The sequence below is a fragment of the Mitsuaria sp. TWR114 genome (genome assembly GCF_007997345.1).
In genome coordinates, this window is the sequence record NZ_VOSR01000188.1 from 1 (window position 1) to 16,074 (window position 16,074).

General features: G+C 61.9%; 19 protein-coding genes. 13 read left to right on the forward strand and 6 right to left on the reverse strand.

Annotated elements, in window-relative coordinates; genetic code table 11:
- Positions 1–496: 496 nt before the first annotated feature.
- The 4 genes from FUT87_RS08725 (at position 497) to FUT87_RS08740 (ending at position 2,666) form a co-directional block, all read left to right on the forward strand.
- Positions 497–730, forward strand: coding sequence for a hypothetical protein (locus FUT87_RS08725; protein ID WP_147240773.1), 234 nt, complete (start codon positions 497–499; stop codon positions 728–730).
- A gap of 319 nt (positions 731–1,049) precedes the next feature.
- Positions 1,050–1,862, forward strand: coding sequence for a PHB depolymerase family esterase (locus tag FUT87_RS08730; protein ID WP_186830436.1), 813 nt, complete (start codon positions 1,050–1,052; stop codon positions 1,860–1,862).
- 132 nt (positions 1,863–1,994) lie between these two features.
- Complete coding sequence (locus tag FUT87_RS08735; RefSeq protein ID WP_147240775.1) at positions 1,995–2,204, forward strand: hypothetical protein; 210 nt, start codon at positions 1,995–1,997, stop codon at positions 2,202–2,204.
- Between the two features lie 111 nt (positions 2,205–2,315).
- Complete coding sequence (locus FUT87_RS08740) at positions 2,316–2,666, forward strand: RNA-binding protein (RefSeq protein ID WP_147240776.1); 351 nt, start codon at positions 2,316–2,318, stop codon at positions 2,664–2,666.
- Positions 2,667–2,911: 245 nt separating this feature from the next.
- On the opposite strand, the gene FUT87_RS08745 is transcribed toward FUT87_RS08740, so the two are convergent.
- The 5 genes from FUT87_RS08745 to FUT87_RS31635 all read right to left on the reverse strand — a co-directional run bounded on the left by FUT87_RS08745 (position 2,912) and on the right by FUT87_RS31635 (position 7,364).
- Positions 2,912–3,655, reverse strand: coding sequence for a GGDEF domain-containing protein (locus FUT87_RS08745; RefSeq protein ID WP_147240778.1), 744 nt, complete (start codon positions 3,653–3,655; stop codon positions 2,912–2,914).
- 15 nt (positions 3,656–3,670) lie between these two features.
- The gene (locus FUT87_RS08750; protein ID WP_147240779.1) at positions 3,671–4,894 is read right to left on the reverse strand and encodes a triacylglycerol lipase; all 1,224 of its coding nucleotides are present in this window, start codon (positions 4,892–4,894) and stop codon (positions 3,671–3,673) included.
- A complete protein-coding gene (locus FUT87_RS08755) occupies positions 4,891–5,952 on the reverse strand; it encodes a serine protease (RefSeq protein WP_147240781.1) in 1,062 nt (353 codons plus the stop codon). Before FUT87_RS08755 ends, FUT87_RS08750 begins: the two co-directional genes overlap by 4 nt.
- Positions 5,953–6,171: 219 nt before the next feature.
- Positions 6,172–6,570 (reverse strand): response regulator, encoded by a 399-nt coding sequence (locus FUT87_RS08760; protein WP_186830437.1) that lies wholly within the window; start codon positions 6,568–6,570, stop codon positions 6,172–6,174.
- Between the two features lie 389 nt (positions 6,571–6,959).
- Positions 6,960–7,364, reverse strand: coding sequence for a response regulator (locus FUT87_RS31635; protein WP_147240784.1), 405 nt, complete (start codon positions 7,362–7,364; stop codon positions 6,960–6,962).
- A 234-nt stretch (positions 7,365–7,598) separates the two neighbouring features.
- On the opposite strand from FUT87_RS31635, the gene FUT87_RS08770 reads away from it, so the two are divergent.
- From FUT87_RS08770 to FUT87_RS31640, 9 genes are all read left to right on the forward strand, one after another.
- Positions 7,599–7,961, forward strand: coding sequence for a response regulator (locus tag FUT87_RS08770; RefSeq protein WP_186830438.1), 363 nt, complete (start codon positions 7,599–7,601; stop codon positions 7,959–7,961).
- Positions 7,962–8,016: 55 nt separating this feature from the next.
- On the forward strand, positions 8,017–8,208 hold the full coding sequence (locus tag FUT87_RS08775; protein WP_147240787.1) for a hypothetical protein: 192 nt from the start codon (positions 8,017–8,019) through the stop codon (positions 8,206–8,208).
- Between the two features lie 702 nt (positions 8,209–8,910).
- Positions 8,911–9,435 carry a hypothetical protein gene (locus FUT87_RS08780; protein WP_147240788.1) on the forward strand — a complete coding sequence of 175 codons (525 nt, stop codon included), beginning with the start codon at positions 8,911–8,913 and terminating at the stop codon, positions 9,433–9,435.
- A 585-nt stretch (positions 9,436–10,020) separates the two neighbouring features.
- Positions 10,021–10,257 carry a DNA-binding protein gene (locus FUT87_RS08785; RefSeq protein WP_147240790.1) on the forward strand — a complete coding sequence of 79 codons (237 nt, stop codon included), beginning with the start codon at positions 10,021–10,023 and terminating at the stop codon, positions 10,255–10,257.
- A gap of 166 nt (positions 10,258–10,423) precedes the next feature.
- The gene (locus FUT87_RS28580) at positions 10,424–11,128 is read left to right on the forward strand and encodes a TnsA endonuclease N-terminal domain-containing protein (protein WP_186830439.1); all 705 of its coding nucleotides are present in this window, start codon (positions 10,424–10,426) and stop codon (positions 11,126–11,128) included.
- Complete coding sequence (locus tag FUT87_RS08790) at positions 11,073–13,025, forward strand: DDE-type integrase/transposase/recombinase (RefSeq protein WP_186830440.1); 1,953 nt, start codon at positions 11,073–11,075, stop codon at positions 13,023–13,025. The genes FUT87_RS28580 and FUT87_RS08790 overlap by 56 nt, the downstream gene beginning before the upstream one ends.
- A gap of 4 nt (positions 13,026–13,029) precedes the next feature.
- On the forward strand, positions 13,030–13,977 hold the full coding sequence (locus tag FUT87_RS08795; protein ID WP_186830441.1) for a TniB family NTP-binding protein: 948 nt from the start codon (positions 13,030–13,032) through the stop codon (positions 13,975–13,977).
- Complete coding sequence (locus FUT87_RS08800; RefSeq protein WP_147240795.1) at positions 13,970–14,941, forward strand: TniQ family protein; 972 nt, start codon at positions 13,970–13,972, stop codon at positions 14,939–14,941. The genes FUT87_RS08795 and FUT87_RS08800 overlap by 8 nt, the downstream gene beginning before the upstream one ends.
- Positions 14,941–15,663 carry a TniQ family protein gene (locus FUT87_RS31640; protein WP_147240796.1) on the forward strand — a complete coding sequence of 241 codons (723 nt, stop codon included), beginning with the start codon at positions 14,941–14,943 and terminating at the stop codon, positions 15,661–15,663. Before FUT87_RS08800 ends, FUT87_RS31640 begins: the two co-directional genes overlap by 1 nt.
- A 102-nt stretch (positions 15,664–15,765) precedes the next feature.
- Here FUT87_RS31640 and FUT87_RS08810 read toward each other — a convergent pair.
- Positions 15,766–16,074: hypothetical protein (locus FUT87_RS08810; protein WP_255511735.1), on the reverse strand; the 309-nt coding region annotated here is incomplete at its 5' end.

Genomic DNA, 16,074 nt, shown 5'->3' on the forward strand with positions numbered 1-16,074 from the left:
CCTATTGATCAGCGTGTCCTTCACAGTGCCGGTCTTGGTTGTCGTCATGATGTTTCCTTTGTCAATGCGCGTGCGGACGTGCTCGGCGCACACGCGGAGGCCGAGACAGAAACACTCAAGAGCAGTCAGCGGGGGAGATGTTGCTGAAGCGAGCCGCTCGCAAGAAAGGTCCGGGGGTGACCACAGCGGGGCCGCAGGAAAAAGACCTCAGGAGAAGGTCTTGTGCGAATCTATGGATGGACTCTAGCACGTCAACCTCGAAAAGGCCGGACTTTGATTTGGAACTCGAGGCGTGCTGGCGGTGCCGTGCTCTGCGCCATTGAGCCGGTAGGTTTCGGCCAAAAAAGAAAAATCGCACCGAGTGCGCATCCGTGCTTCAATCGCATGCACTGACATTCGCGCTCCTCGGCAGGCCGACCTTCGCGTCAGCTAGCACCTCTGGTCGCTCCCGCGACCGCCCGAGCCCCTCGCCGAACCCGTGACCGAAGGACGCGACATGTTCGTCAAGGCACGACTTGCCAATCTCCAGGCAGTGGACGTCAATGCCTTCGACGTGATCTACATCTGCCCTCATCGGTCGGAACTCGGAACGCTGATCTTCCGAAGACATCACACGCCGCCACGGCGGGCCCTGTTCATCGAACTTCCTTTCGCTGCGCCGTGCGGTTCGATTGATCACATCCGGGATGTGCTTGACCCCCAGCGATTTCAAGACGGTTGGCTCACGTGAGCGGCTCCGCCGGCGTTCGGTCAACGGCTCCGGCGACAAGACGCATGGTCTAGGCCGCGCCCCGGCCATGCGGACGACGGCTTCAACCATTGCTGCCGCTTACGCCACGCTACTGGCGCGGCCGACTCCGCGCAGACTAGGACATCTCATGACCACGGAACTCTTACGCCCCCGCCGCATCGCGGCACCTCGCAGTTCCCACTCTCTGGACGCCGCAGATCCTGCTAGGGGCCGCATCGACCAGGCCCATTCGCAGCTCGGCCCCTTCGCGGACTCGGAGCGCTTCGTCTCGGGCACCCATGTGCGAGGCCAGAGCACGATGAGCTACAAGCTGTACACCCCCGCAGGAGACACGCGCGTTGCTCGACCGCTACTGGTGATGCTGCATGGCGGCGAAACAGGGCTGGACGACCTTGCGTTGAGCAGCCAGATGAATGCGGCGGCTCGCAAACTGGGCTGGATGGTGCTGTACCCCGAAAAGCCCGTACGCGACGGTGAGCAGGGTGAATGGAGCTGGTACATGTACTGCCACCAGCAGCGTGGTCGCGGCGAGCCCGCGCAGCTCGCCAGTCTGACCCGCAGTGTTATCGCGCAGCACCAGATCGACGAACAGCGCGTGCACGTTGCTGGTCTGGCGGCGGGGGGCGCCATGGCCGCAGTGATGGGCCAGACGTATCCCGACTTGTTCGCCTCGGTGGGCGTCCATTCTGGGCTGCCTTACGGCGCGGTCGTTGACGCTAGCGGCGCGCCCTCACTCAGGCGGTTCGGGCGAGCTGATCACGAGCCGCGAACCGGGCGACTGCAGGGGCGCCGTACCCTGCCCACCATCATCTTTCATGGCACAAGGGATATGACCGTCCACCCTAGCAATGGCGTACGTCTCTACGAGGACGCCGTCGCGGGCCTGCCGGGCTCGCATCGCTTCGAGAATGGCCGCGAGGGTGGTCGCGCGTACACGCGCCGCACGCACGTCGGCCCCGACGGCCAGACTAACGCCGAGCTCTGGCTGATCGAGGGCGCCGGCCATGCCTGGTCAGGTGGCGATGCGCAGGGCATACAGGCCGATTGGCAAGGCCCCGCGGCGTCCGAGCAGATGCTCTGCTTCTTCCTGCACCACCCAGCATCACACTGATTCCGCGGATGCGGAACTTCGGCTTTGGGACTGCGCCGACTCTGGCAGTCCCACCCATGCTGCGCCGCGCTGCGCCAAGCCGCAACGCGGACTGTCAACTGATCGAACAAGATTCCGAACCACGCAATTTCCATGGGCAAGTATGTCGTTTCGCCCACGACACACCCGACAAGTTGCGGCCGCTTCAGCGCTGCATTTGCGATCCGGCGTGCCGACGGCAACGGCACCTACTGCCGTGTCTTCCGGTTTGACCGGACGTTTGCATCTCGTCATGCCGCTCATCTCTTTGCGGTGACTCAAGGCTGGGTTGAGTCCACCGGCGTCGGCCTGGGGGCCTTCTGAGTTTCCAAATCCATTGCTCTTCCTGCAGATCTCTGGCCCATGCGCACACGTCTTACGCGGGATTTCGATCCCCGGCTGTGCGCCAACAAACCAAAATGAAAGGCTCTTCACATGAGCAGCAAAATCTACGTGGGCAATCTGCCCTTCTCGGTGACCGACTCCATGCTCAGGAGCAACTTTTCGGAGTTCGGCGACGTTTCTTCGGCCAAAGTGATGATGGACCGTGACACCGGCGTCTCCAAGGGTTTCGGATTCGTGGAGATGGAATCGGCCGAACGTGCCCAGGCTGCCATCGCTGGGCTGCATGGCGCCCCCGTGCAAGGACGCTCGATCGTGGTCAGTCTGGCGCGCCCTCGCGACGCTCAAAAGCGTGAGGCGCCTCGCGCCGGAGGAGAGTTCCGAGCAACCAAGCGCTCGGATGTCGGTTACGGCGGCGGGGGTTTTGGCGGCGGCCGCTACTGAGGCGCACATCGAGCCAGCTAAGGATGGCCATGGGTCCTCCGGCGATTGGCACTGAGTTGCCGTCGTTTGGACGGAGCCGTTCGCCGCCATGGTGCTTGAGAGGTGCCGGCCGTTCACGGGTCACCGCCTGTAAATGCCGACGCGCGAGGAGAAAACGGCGAAGAATCGCGCGTTGATTCGCGCGTTGATGGACTGCCTGGTCAAGAAGCCGGGGCCAACTAGGCGGCCCAAGCCTCGGCACCGCGTCAAGGCGTCGGCGCCGCCGAAGACCGGCCCCCCAGGCCGCGTGAGCGCTTAACCCTGTACATCGCTTCATCCGCTTTTCTGAGCAGAACTGCTTCGACCTGGCCGTCCTCGGGGTACACCGAGGAGCCCACGCTCGCTAAAACGGTGATCGACTTTCCAGCGACACAGAACGGCTCGCACAGCGCTTTAGTGACCTTCCGTACCAGTTCGTCCACGTCTTCCCGGATCACCGTCGAGGCCACCACGACGAACTCATCACCTCCGAGCCGGCAGACGGTATCGCTGGCGCGTACCGTGGCGGTCAGGACACTCGCGACCCTTTGAAGCGCGAGGTCGCCGAACGCGTGTCCGTGGCGGTCGTTCAACTGCTTGAAGTCGTCGAGGTCCAGAAGCAGAACACCGACGTGTTGTCCGAGCCTGCCCGCCAGGTCCATTTCGTGCGAGAGCCGATCCCACAGGACGCTGCGATTTCGCAGACCTGTCAGAGCGTCCGTCTGGGACGCCTTCACGGCCAAGTCCAGCGCAGCCAGGCTCGCGCAGGCGGCCTGCTCCGACCGGAGATTTGTCTCTACAAGGAGCTTGTTTTCGGCCCGAACGTCTTGAACGGCCGCAAGACCGACATCGCTTCGAGCCTCCTTGATTGACGTCTGCAGCATGGACAGCCGAACCTGTGCCTTCGCGATTTCAAGCCGCAGCGATGCCAGATTGCGCTTGCTCCTGTGGCTGCGACGCTTCCGGCCCATGACGACAACCGGCCTTCAGTTGAGCCACTGCCGCAGCAGGCCGAAGACCTCGGTGCTTGACAACAGGTCAAGGTGGCCCGTGTCGTGCACCAGTGCTTGGCACTCGGGTGCGAACCCAAGGTTGAGGTCGGGGTCGCTGTGCTGACCCAGCGCGCTCGCAACAGGCACCAGGCCGTCGCCGAGCAACCTTGCCTTGATGCTGCCGGATGCCCGGGTGAGACTGGCGGCAATGGCAAAGCAGCGGACATTGTTTGGCAGGTTGACTCGGTCTGCGCGATGCGCGCCATCGTCACCCGCTGGGGCTTTCACGATGTTTCCCTGTCGCAGATCGTTGATTCCCGCGCTGCGTGCTTTGCCCAGCCGCGCCAACGGGCCTGCGTATGGCGCGGCGCTGAGCAGCAGGTCAGCGCCATGCCCTGCCCGTTCAAGCGGTGCGCCCTGGTGGGGGGTGCCCAGGAAGATGAGGTCGTTGACGCGACCTGGCCAACGCAAGCCGCCACGCTGCATCTGAACGCCATGATGGATGGCGCTGCGTGCCACTAGGCCGCCCATGTTGTGGCCGAGCACTACCAAGCGTTCGACTGGCACGGGCCATGCGCCATAGAGCCCCTCCATCAGCGTTGCCAGGATGCGGCCGTTGGTCGAGACGCTCAGGCCGCTGTTGTAGTGGAGGTAGACAGGCGTGTAGCCCAACTCTCGGGCCAGGGCCGCGCCATGGTCATGCCCCATGCGACACCACTGCAAGTCGTTCATGCACAGTCCGTGCAGCAACACCATCAGCTTTGGCTTGGCATCGCCAAGGCGGGTGCGCAGCGCGTGACGCTCCAGTCGAAGAGGCTGCCCGCAATGGCGAAACTGCATCGTGGTGGCCAGCGGGCTGTCAGTCGTGGCGAGGTGGTCGCCCAGCACACCGTTCAGAGCCGCAAGAAGGGCCTCACGCTCCGCTTGTGACGGCTGATGCGGATCGTCAGCGCCTAAGGCAGGCGTCAGCCAGCCTAACAGGGCCTCGACGGTTCCCCCTGCCAAGTGTGTGACGCCACGAACGGTCTCATACACAAGGCCAGTGCCGCCGCTGGCACGTTCGTCCCCCGCGTCTCTCCCGGCCAGTCCAGGTATGCGGGGAAGCGTGTCGCTACGCGCCTGGATCGCCTGGACCAGGCCGGCCAAGCCGGCCACAGCATCGGTGGTGAGGCGTGTAGCGTCGCGCAGGTCGGCGGCCTGCAGCAGGGGCTGCGTCATGGCAGTTCGCGGCTGGAGCCGGCGGTCAGAGGTATGAGCACATCGGCATACCAGGCGCAGTTCAATCCCAGTGATTCATCCAGCACCGTGTTCCGCGTGACCATATCCATGCGGCTGGAATGAACGCCGACAAGGTACCAGCGCACCCGGCCAGGAGCGACGGTGCTGGCTCGAGCGAGCACGGGCGAGCCGCTGCACCCGCGGTGCATGCGGGCATCGGTGAGAAAGTAGCCCCGTCCTTGGAAACGGACGCCATAGGAGGACGCCACGCTGGCTTGCCGTATCACAGGCAGGTGATGGACGGTGTCGAAGAAGCCCAGTGGGAAGCCCGGAATGGCGAGCCGGTCGCCAACTTCAAACAAGTCGAACCCGGCGGGCAGATGTGGCGGCCCGAACGGACGCACAACACAGTCGGCAGGCATCGCGGTTCGGTCTATCTCGAGGGCGGCCACGTCCACCTCTCCGGCGCTGTCGCGCGCTTGGCTCCAAGCGCTCAGGCCATCGCGGTGCAGCAGGATTGACAGCGTGACTAACTGCGTGAGGTCGCGCGAATCGGTGTGCAGTTCGATCTCGACTCGGTCGGGAGCATGACCCGTCGCGGCATCAAAGAAGACATGGCCACTGGTGACCAAGAACAGACGGAGGTCTCGCTCAAAAAAGAATCCGCTTGCGGACGTCAGACCTTTGCGGCCATCGAAGGTCAGCACTCTGGTGACGCCAAAGAGGACCTCGTCCTGAGCATGTTCGATGGGAGCAGTGCCACCAGCGATGCGGGCCGGCGAAACAGTGGGGCGCTGCTGCGAATCGTGACCTCGATCCCAGGCGTCGCGCCGATCCGACCAGACCCTCTCGCTCTCGCCGGTCGCATCGGGTTGGTTGATCGCGTCAAGCAGGGGGTTTGAGTCCTGTGCTTCGCCGCGAGCGGCTGCCTTGGCCCCTTGGCGCTGCAACTCAGCATGCTCGGCAGAAAGGGGAATGGACAGCGCCTCGCTGGGTGGCGCACCGTCAACAACGTGCTCGGCCTCTTGCGGGGCGTGGTGGTCGGGTCGGGAAGGCATGGGACAACTCCGCTCAAGGACTTGTCCCGTCAAGGGCGACGCTTCCGCCGGTGGCGCTTCAAGCAAGCCAGTTTGGGGCAGTGTCACTTGCAGCGTGCCCCGAAGTGACTCAATGTACCTGAAAGGCCTGCGTAGCAGACCGGCAGCTCCGCCGTTTCGATGGCAGCGGGGTAAATTTCAAACCCCCATGTCGGGCATAGCAAGGCGCCGCTCGAAAACTCATGACGTCGACGACCCTGGCCAAGACCTGACCGGAGCGGAATCTGCAGGGCCGTGCGACTCCTTCCATGTAGCGGCTTCGGCAAGCGCGTTCTCGATTTCCTCGGGGTGCAACGGCGTTTTCATGTGGCGTTTGAAGCCGACGGCTCTGCTTCGGGCGCGGTCTGCAGGCTCCTCCCACATGCTGATCGCGACAGCAAAAACGCAGGGCGCAAGCTGAGCCTGGCGCATCAGGTCCCAGCCGGAGGCGTCGAGAAGGTCGATGTCGCAGATGAGCGTGTCGGGAGCCGCCGCTCGAAGTCGGCTCAAGCCGTCTGCAGCCGAGCCAGCCTCGTCTACCCGATGTCCGAGCGAGCGAAGAACGTTCGCCAATGTTCGACGCGTGTCGAAGTGGCTCACCACGACTGTGATGAAAAGAGCCGCCGGCATAGATCTGCACCCATAGGGAGGTGCACCCTGCAAGCTGACCGCGCGGACTCTGTCGGGCAAAGGCACGAAGTCCCCCGACGTCAGAATGGCCCGAGCATAGCCCACGGTGTTCTGTAGCCCGTGATGCCTACGCAGCGAGTAGGGCGGCCCACGAGCAGGCTGGAGGCTTTCGCTGCTGGGTATCGACCACACGCGGGAAAGAAAAAGCCTCGCACATGGCGAGGCCGAAAGGTCCAGTGAGGGAGTCACCTAGACCGATGCTCGGGGAGGAGCAACGCCTGTAATGTAGCGTGCCCTCAATGTTTGTTCTCGCTGCGTTGCCGTCGCGGCTTCAGGCTGAAAGCGGTCCGAAACCGCGCTTAGTGTGTCGGAGGGGCGCCGACAGAGCCGTGCAAGTCCCTCCACGCAGAGGCCTCTGCAAGCATGCTCTCGATGTCGTTGAGGACCAGCGGCTTCTGCATGTGGCGCTTGAAGCCCACGGTGCGGCTCCTGGCTCGATCGGCAGGCTCGTCCCACGTGCTGATTGCGACCGCAAATACGGCGGAGGTCAGGTCAGCTTGGCGCATCACATCCCACCCAGAGGCGTCAGGCAGATCGATGTCGCATATCAAAGTCTCGGGCTCCGACGCGTGAAGGCTGCGCAGCCCGTCCGCCGCTGAGCGGGTTTCATCCACGAGATGCCCAAGCGATCGGAGGAACTTCGACAACGAGCAACGGGTGTCGAAGTGGTTGACCACAATGGTGATGCGTAGCGACGCAGGCATAGCGAATGCACCTGAAGAAAGGTGCGCCTGCAGGCTGACGGAGCAAGCTCTGTGAGGCAGTGGCACTAAGCAACCCCACGTCAGACTGCCCAGAGGATACTCCAGCCAGTTTGGCCCTGTTGGCTCCAATTCTCTCGGTAGATGGTCGGCTCTATCGCGAAATCCCGAATTCACCGCTCGGCGGCATCCTGAACAGAATGTCTCGCTATGAGTGAACGGGCATGGAGCGCGTTAGTGATTGATGACTCTCCCGATGCTGGCGAAGCTTTGGCAGAGTGGCTCACCCTTGAGGGTTGGCTCAGCGAGTCAGTTTCAAGCGTACACATGGCGCTTGCTCGAATTGAACGGCTACGCCCTGACGTCGTCATCGTCGAACCTGGCTTGCGACTTGAGGATGGCGTGACGTTGGCGGCTCGAGTCCGGCAACGGGTGGGCACAAGCACCTGGTTGATTGCCATAACCGGCTACACCCGTGCCGGAGATGCTCTAGGTCATGAACCGACCCTCTTCGACCGAACGCTAATCAAGCCTGTCGATGAAGCGCAGCTTCTGGCGGCGCTGGCTGCGGCCCGCTTCCATCTGACCCACAGGCACTGAGCGAAGTTCCGCTTTCGCTGCGAAGCGGTCTACCATCGGCCTCGGAAGCCCCCACATGAACGACAACTGGACTGCCGATATCGAAGCCGAGCTTCTCCGATCCGGCCGCTATGCACCGGTGCTGATTCTCGTGCCTCCACCGGAGGTGGGCCCGCCCCTCAGACGCATCCTCCCTGGCGAGTACCCGTCTGCAGAGCATGCAAAGCTCGCGGCCTTGGACGCCTTTGCAGAGATGTCGAGGCAGTGACGGCCACTGGCTTCGGAATGGCGCTGGGCGAATGGAACATAAGTGTCAAAATTTAGGTTGCAACTTAATATTTAGTCGCAACCTAAATTTTTTACCTTGAGCATCTAACAGATGGCGGATCTTCAGTTCGATGAACTGCAGCTCGGCGACCACGGCAGCCAACCTCGCACAGTCGTCATAGGCCGTCATAGCTCCAAAAGCGTTCGCGACCTTCTTGAGGTTCTGGTCAGGCTGACGTTCCAGGTTCGCGATCGCCCGAACGTGCTGGCCGTCTGTGTCGCAACAGATTCAAGACTTAGCGACGCGAGACTGGCCGAAGAACATGGCCGCTTGAGGTCGATCCTTCATCCCGAGCTGGCAGCACGCATCCACTGGATGCGCATCGATGAGAGTGCCGGCAGCGCTCGCACCTCCCTGGACGCCCATGATCAAGCTCTAGCCCAGGCCCTAGCCTCGGCCATCCCCCATCGGTCTCCGCCTCCCCTCAGGCCCACCCGACTCGGAGCACGAGCCCTCACGGTCGCTCAACTTGTCGAGGATCGGCTGCAATGCCCGCTGAGCCCCGCCAGGACGATCGCGGAATGGCAAGGCGTGTGCGGCGTGAGCTACCCAACTTTGGCCTCCGTGGTGTCCGAGCTCCGCCAGAGGGGCCTCGTGGAAGAGTCAAGGAGACACGGCAGGACCGCTTCCAAGAAGCAGGGCATGAAGCTGCGCGCACTCGCCACAAACGAGGTGATGCGGCTCGTCAGAGAATTCTGCGCTGTTCGCCCGGTTCAGCTATTCGTGGACCCGACTGGGTTCGCCACTCCCTCACGACTGATGACCAGGCTAACCCGGCTACAGCAAGCGGGTCAGATCAGCGCTGAAGTCCGCGTGGGGGGCGTGCACGCCGCTTCGTACTACTTCCCCCAGATTGATGTGACGGGTGCGCCTCGACTCGATCTCACCAGCCCTACCCAGATTGATGCCGCGACGATCGATGGCGCATTGCGCCCACTGTCCAACAGCGAGCCATCTTCATCAGCAGTTCTCGCTGTCCATCTCATCCATCAGACCGGGTCAGAGATTGATCCAGCATCTAAGCCCACACACCCCTGGTCGACCAGTTTTGAAAGCCTGGCCGATCTCGTTGAGCTTGGATTCGAACGCGAAGCGCTAGAGATGGCGCGGCGCTCTGCGAGGCAGGCCGCTCCTCAAGCTCGGCCAACTGAGACCGCTTGCGTTTAGAGGACCGCGGCGTGCGAGGTGTCGATCGCCCTGTCCACTGCCGCTCGCTCCCACCCCTCGGCGATTGCCAGAACCGTCAGGCACTTCAGGCGCCTCCTCGTGCCGTGCAGGCCGACACAAGGCCAAATTCGCGTGAGGGCAGTTTGCCGCTCTCCGTGGTTCCGATTGCGGTCGCCCCATTCAGCCCTGCTTTCCAGGATTATCTGAAGAGCCGCACTTGCCCCAATAAAGAGGGACAGGGGCGCGCTATTTAGGGCAGACCTTGAAAAAGGCTAGATCGCACCAAAGAAGGATCCTGCCCGATTCTTGAGGCCAAATAACACACTACCGGATACTTCGCCCGCATAGAAAGCCGGACGCTGGCCGATTTGACGGGCCAAATGACACACTAGCGGATACTTCTGCTTAAGCCATCTCAAAAATCGCGCACCGGTCAGCCAAAATGCCAGTACGAGGCTCCCTTAGGAGCATCTGTCAATGGGGCCACCACCAAGTATTTCGCGAGCTGATTTCATAGTGAATTGACATCGTCCTACATCTCTGAAGATACTCAATAAGGTGCAGGACTTTGGTGGAGGGCATGGAATGTCGAGCGACTTGGCAAATCTTCGTGAAGCCCGAGAGGCGCTCGAGGCTTGCGGCATAAGCGTTCGCAGCTGGGCCGCCGCCAACAACTTCTCGGCCGCCACGGTCTACGCCGTCTTGAACGGGCGAAGCCAGGCCCGCTGGGGGGAGAGCCATCGCGTCGCCGTCGCGCTCGGCCTCAAGCCGGCCGCCACTGACGAGCAAGTCAGACGAGTGCAAACGAACCTGCACTCGTGAGACGCGCAGAACTCATCACCAGGAGGACAGCATGAAAAAATAAACGCCGACCACCCTTGCGAATGGCCGGCGTTCCCGCTGAGCGAACTCAACAGTGGTCAGAGACTGTAGTTTCCACTCGGTAGGAATGTCTGTCAAGGCCGGCGGAGCGTAATTCTCCGCGCCGATGGACCAACTCGTCCTATCAAAAGTGGAAGAAGCTACTAGAAAGGTAGTACACCGTTCGCCCAGCCGAACCGTGTACCTGCTTAATATTGCGCGGCTTTCAAAGCCCATCGAAGCCGAATCGACCTGGGAAGTCGGATTCGTATACCGCGCTGCACTTCTCGCAGGTGTCACGCGAATCCAGCACCAACCATTTCGCCTCGAGCTCACTTCGGGCCGGTACACGCCCGATTTCGCGATTGGCATGTACGACACGACTCCGCGAGTTGTCGTCGAGGTAAAGCCGAAGCGGCAAATACCCAAATACCGGGAGGTATTTGACGAAGCGGCCACCCATTTTCATGAAAAGGGGTTGGCTTTCTACGTGCTCACGGAAGAGCACTTGCAAGGCGGGCACTACCTGCGCAGTCGAGCCAGCGAGGTGCTCCGATATCGACGGCACCAAGTCACCGAGCAAGCGCGGGCGCGGGTCATCAGCCTGTTGGAAAGCCATGCCGATGGCATTCCCATCGCGCGGCTCGCGCAAGAGGCTGGAGTTAGTCGCCAAGACATCCTCGCCCTTGCAGCACATCACGCCATTCAGATCAACGCGGACATCGCGATCAGCGACCTGTCCCTGGTCTCCATCGCCCCCTCTCCTGGAGAAGATCATGCGCATCGCTTTGGTTGCTGGTTTGGTGCTACGCCATGGTCAGCGGCAACTTGAACTGACTCGCGAAGTCGAAGGTGGCAAATACATCCTTGAAGACGTCGTGACAAGACTCCCTCAAGTCATCGAAGGGCACGTACTACTCAAGAAGATCTGGGACGGGGCGTACGAGGTTGCGGTCGAGCGCCGGCCCACGGAGTCCGAGTTAACCGAAGCGGTCGAGGCGATCTCTCTCGTCAACCTCCCTGAGAAGGCCGCAGACGAGGTCGCGCACCGTCTGAGGTACATCAAGGCGATCAAGGCGGCACATCTGCGCCGCGGTCAGCGCGATCAGATCATCCAACTGGCCAAGACTAAGGCTAGAGAACTTGGCGAGTCGCCCCCCTCGTTCTCGAGTCTTCATCGGTGGCTGCGCGGCTTCGACGCGCATGGGCCGAAAGGTCTGGTCTCTGGCAACGTGGGACGCCGCCGCCGCCGCCGGCTCACTGAGGAGCAGCTCTCGCTGGTCCGCAGTGCGCTGCGCGCCATCTATTTCACGCGGGCCAGACATTCCTTGGCTTTGGCTCATGCGGATGTGATCAAGCGCAATGACCAGTTCAAGGCCGCAGGGACGATCCCGCAGTCGGCCCCAGCGATCTCAATCGCTACGCTTCAGCGAGAGGTGCGGAAGGTGGACATGTTCCACCGCATCGCATCACGCGAGGGCCGTGAGCGTGCGATCAGGGCGTGCCGCACGGCAATGAACGTGGACCACCCGGTAGGCCCACTACAGCGCGTAGAGGTTGATCACACGCCGCTGGACTGGGTGGTGCTCTGCGACCGAACCGGACTGCCACTCGGTCGGCCAATTCTGACCGTCGCGATCGACGCATTTTCGGGCTACCCGCTGGGCATCTACGTAAGCTTTCACGGGGCAAGCGTGACCAGTGTCAGCGGCGTGATCCGCAGTGCGGTCTCTATGAAGCTGGATCAACTCGCCGGCTTTTCCTCTATCAAGAAGCCGTGGATCGCGAGCGGCCTCTTTGATCTGCTCGTTCTAGACAACGGCCTGGAGTTCCATTCCAAAGCGTTCCGCCGGATCGCCTGGACCTTGGAGACAGACCTCATGTATTGCAAGGTCCGCACGCCGTGGTTGAAACCACATGTCGAACGATTCTTCGCATCACTCAACTGGTTGAGTCTCGCCAAGGGGCGCGTGAGGAAGAGCGGATCTCGGGCTCGAGATGAACTCAATCCCATGAAAGACGCCGCGATCGGATTCACAGCGTTCGTTGAAGGTCTGCTGATGTTCATCGTCGACGTGTATCCATTCCAGGTCAACGATCGGACTCTCTCGATGCCGTTCGAGACTTATCAGGAAGGCGTCTCTCTGTTGCCTCCCGTTCAGTATCCAGGCTCGATGCAGGAGTTCAAACTGGCCTCCGCGCTCTCGACCGAACGATCTGTCAATGCCGGCGGCGTTCAGCTCTTTGGGATGCCTTACGGCGCCGACGAGTTGCTCCCTCTCAAGCGCTCGCTTGGCAACAACTTCCGGACGTTAGTGAAATGGGACCCCGATGACCTCAGCCGCCTGTACTTGGAATCGCCAACGGACAAGTCCTGGCTAGAGCTTCCCTGTCGGTGGACCGAGTACTCGAAGGACCTGAGCCAAACGCAGCATCAGGCTATCCGTGCTCACCGGCGTAAGCAGCTCAAGTCCAAGGCAACCGAGCGTGACCTCATTGACTCGAAGCTTGGCCTGCTGGACCACTGGAGCTATCACGCAAGCAAGATGACTCGAAGGGATGCGAAGGCTCTTGCATGCGCCTCGGGATTCACCTCCGCCCGGCTCCCGGCCCCTACGCAAGGCGACGGCGCAACTCAGGATCCAACACCAAACACTCCGACCGTTCTTCTTGAAGGCCCGAGCCAGGATGCCGCCGACATCCCGGAGTTCGAGACCTTCCTCCTCTGAAGCCATGACGAACGTTCAACCCTTTGAACCGCGGCGGCCAGTTCTTGACGAGGCGGCCGCCTTCCAGCGCAGGATGCGCACATACAGCACCGGCGCGTTGGAAATGGCGGAAGACGCGCAGAAGATCTTTGTCCAGCACGGGCAGTTCAAGGAAGGCCTTGAGGCGATAGACCGGGTGTTTCAGATCGCCGGGGCAAAACTCGCGCCACAGGGGTTGCTCATCCAGGGTTCCAGCGGCGCTGGATGCACGTCGATCGCTCGCGTCTTCGCAGAGACGCTGCCGAGTTCAGGGCTCTTCGATCGGTCTACCGCGACGGTTCATATCGCTCTGGCCGGATACCCCAGTGCAGGCGGGCTCGTGGAGTCGGCTCTAACTGCGATCAACTATCCGTTCCCGAGGGTGTCGAACGAGCGAGTTCGAGCCAAGCTCGACATCCTTACCGATGCACTCGTGGGGCGCTCGACACGCGTCCTCTTTGTCGACAAGGCCGAGTACTTGGTCAGCCAACGGCGAATGTCATACGGCGGAGGACGCTGGACACCCGCGAGCGTGGTCCTGCGTCATCTAACGGAGGAGGCCCATCTGTCAGTAGTGCTCCTCGGCGGCCTCTCCAAGGAGCAACTGATACGGGTCGACCCGGAGCTCGCTGGCAGCTTTCCAGGGGAGGCCTTGACCCTTTCCTCATTTGCCAACGACGCGGTTTGGCGGGCTTTCTTGACCGCCTTCGCCAAGAGCATGCCTGCCATCGACATGTCAGTGCTTTGCAGAGCCAATCAAGCCGCTACGGCCCATCGACTCACGCAGGGGTCCCCGAAACTCTTCAAGTACCTGGTCACAGAAGCCGTCATGGTGGCATACGACAACGGCAAGTCAGCTATCGAGGTCGCCCATCTGGATCTTGCCGCCCAGCGGCTGTTCCGCATCAACGACTCGGGTTTCAGAAATGACTGAGCTGGCAGGCCTGCTGGCTCTGCTCCCACAAGCCGAGGAGTCCGGCCTGGGATTGGCGCAGAGATTTGCCTATCGGAACGGCCTCAGGCTCAAGTCGCTTCTCAAGATGCTCGGGCTCACACCGAGCAGCTTCCAGAATGCCGAGCACAGCGCCGCCCTTGCCGGACTGCTGGGCACCTCAACGCGTTGGCTTGTCCCGCGGCTGGCGCAACGCGACCCTGATTCGGCTCAAGGCTTCCACTATCTCGGCGCTGCGTGGTCCTGCCGGCTAGGCCTGCGCGGGCTTAGGCCTCAAGCGTGCCCTCGATGCCTCATCGAAGATCCGTTCTGCCGCTGCATCTGGGAGGTGACAGGTGTGGCGGTATGCACCAAGCACAGGATCGCGATGATTGGCGCGTGCCATTTCTGTCGGCGACGACTGTCATGGGAGCGGCCGGCACCGGGTGTCTGTAGTTGCGGCCGACAGTTCGCCTCCAAGGACGACGCCGACGTCGATCCGAAGGTTATTTCATGGTGCCGCTGGGTCGAGCAACAGTTGCGCGAGCAGCCCAGCAACGCGCCGCCCGATTCGGCTCTTGACGACAGTCTCCCGGGTTGGTTGAGCGGTCTCACGGTCGACGGTGCATTTCACGCCCTTTGGGCGCTGGGGGTCCGCCAGACTCCCCACCAACGAGTCGGCGCCGAACTGGTCTGCAATCCCGCAGCGCCACGGGTCTGCCACGACGTTGTGGCTCGCGGCCTCAGTCGAGCGGACGCCTTTGATTCGTCCGCGGCCCTGCAGAGTCTTGTCGCCGATGGGTTGTTCTACGAGCAAGGTATGGCTCGACTCGCGCGGCTGTCGTCCAACTCTGCCGACCGATCGTTCGCAGCCGCCGTGCGGTTGCTCGTGCGCGAGAGCAAGTCCTCAAAGGCACGGCTTCACCATTTGCAGCAAGGGCAGCTTGAGTTGTTCGAGGGGCAGTAATGGGCGCCGAAATCTTTGAGCGACTAGTCTCGGTGCCTCGTCCGGTACTGAAGGAGGCTCCCAGCTCATGGCTGACGCGGGCGGCGTTTTCCCAGGACGAGAAGGTCGGATCCTTCCGCAAGGCACTGGGCATCGATGGTGGCAGCGATCTCGACCTGGCCATCGTGCGATGGCTCGTTCGCAGCGACGCCAAGGCCGAGAACGAATGGCTGCGAAACCTTCTGCCGGCCAGACGCGTGCTTCTGTCCTTGATGAGCATCGACCCAAGGGGCTCTGCCTACCTGCTGAAGTCAGGTCGAGGTGGCGCTAGCTTTCGGTTTTGCCCGGCGTGCCTCACGGAGATGCCAGAGCATGCTTACCTGATTGAATGGAGGTTTCGCTGCTGGCGACACTGCCCAGAGCACCAGATCCCGCTGCACAGCGCGTGTGCCGCGTGCGGAGCCCCCGTGAAGCTTCCCCTGGAGTTTCGCGAGGGGCAGGATGACCAAGTCGACATTGCCAGTCTTGCCCAGTGCGGAGTATGTGGGGGTCAACTTGCGCGAGCTGCCGAGCTCGCTCCTTCGGCCGAGCGGCCACCCGAGTTCATCGTTCAGAACGGGAGGGCCCTAGTGGCTGCTCTCGAGTGCGGGTACTTCTACCTACCGCACACTACCCGACGACAACCACTGCACCGTCTTGGCCTAGTGCTGCGATCAGGGCTCGTCGCCAACGGTGCGCGCTGAAGTCCAGCGTCGAGGCGTCCTCGAGCGCGACCGCAGCATTGCTTCAGCGCGGTACCCTGGTGCCACTCGTCAGTCGGCTATGCCGAGGCGTACCTCAGCAGATCACAGTGGCGTGCGATCAAAGTTAGCGACGCCAGGTCCAAAGGCCGCAATTGCCTGCTCCTTCACCGACTTGAGGGTCAGGCGGAGCTCGATTAGGTCGTTTCCATAGTCGGCGACTTCATCCTCGTCCTTGGAAGTCTGGCAAATGTTCGCCCACTTGGCGTCGAGCTCCGTGAGCGCTTCCAAGATGCAGTGCGCTTCCCAGCGCGTCAGGTCCAACGTCAGCGATTTCATGCTTGCTTGCCTTGCTTGAAGAACACACGGAACGCCTTCATCCCAAGCTCCTCTAGGGACACGCTGATCAATAGG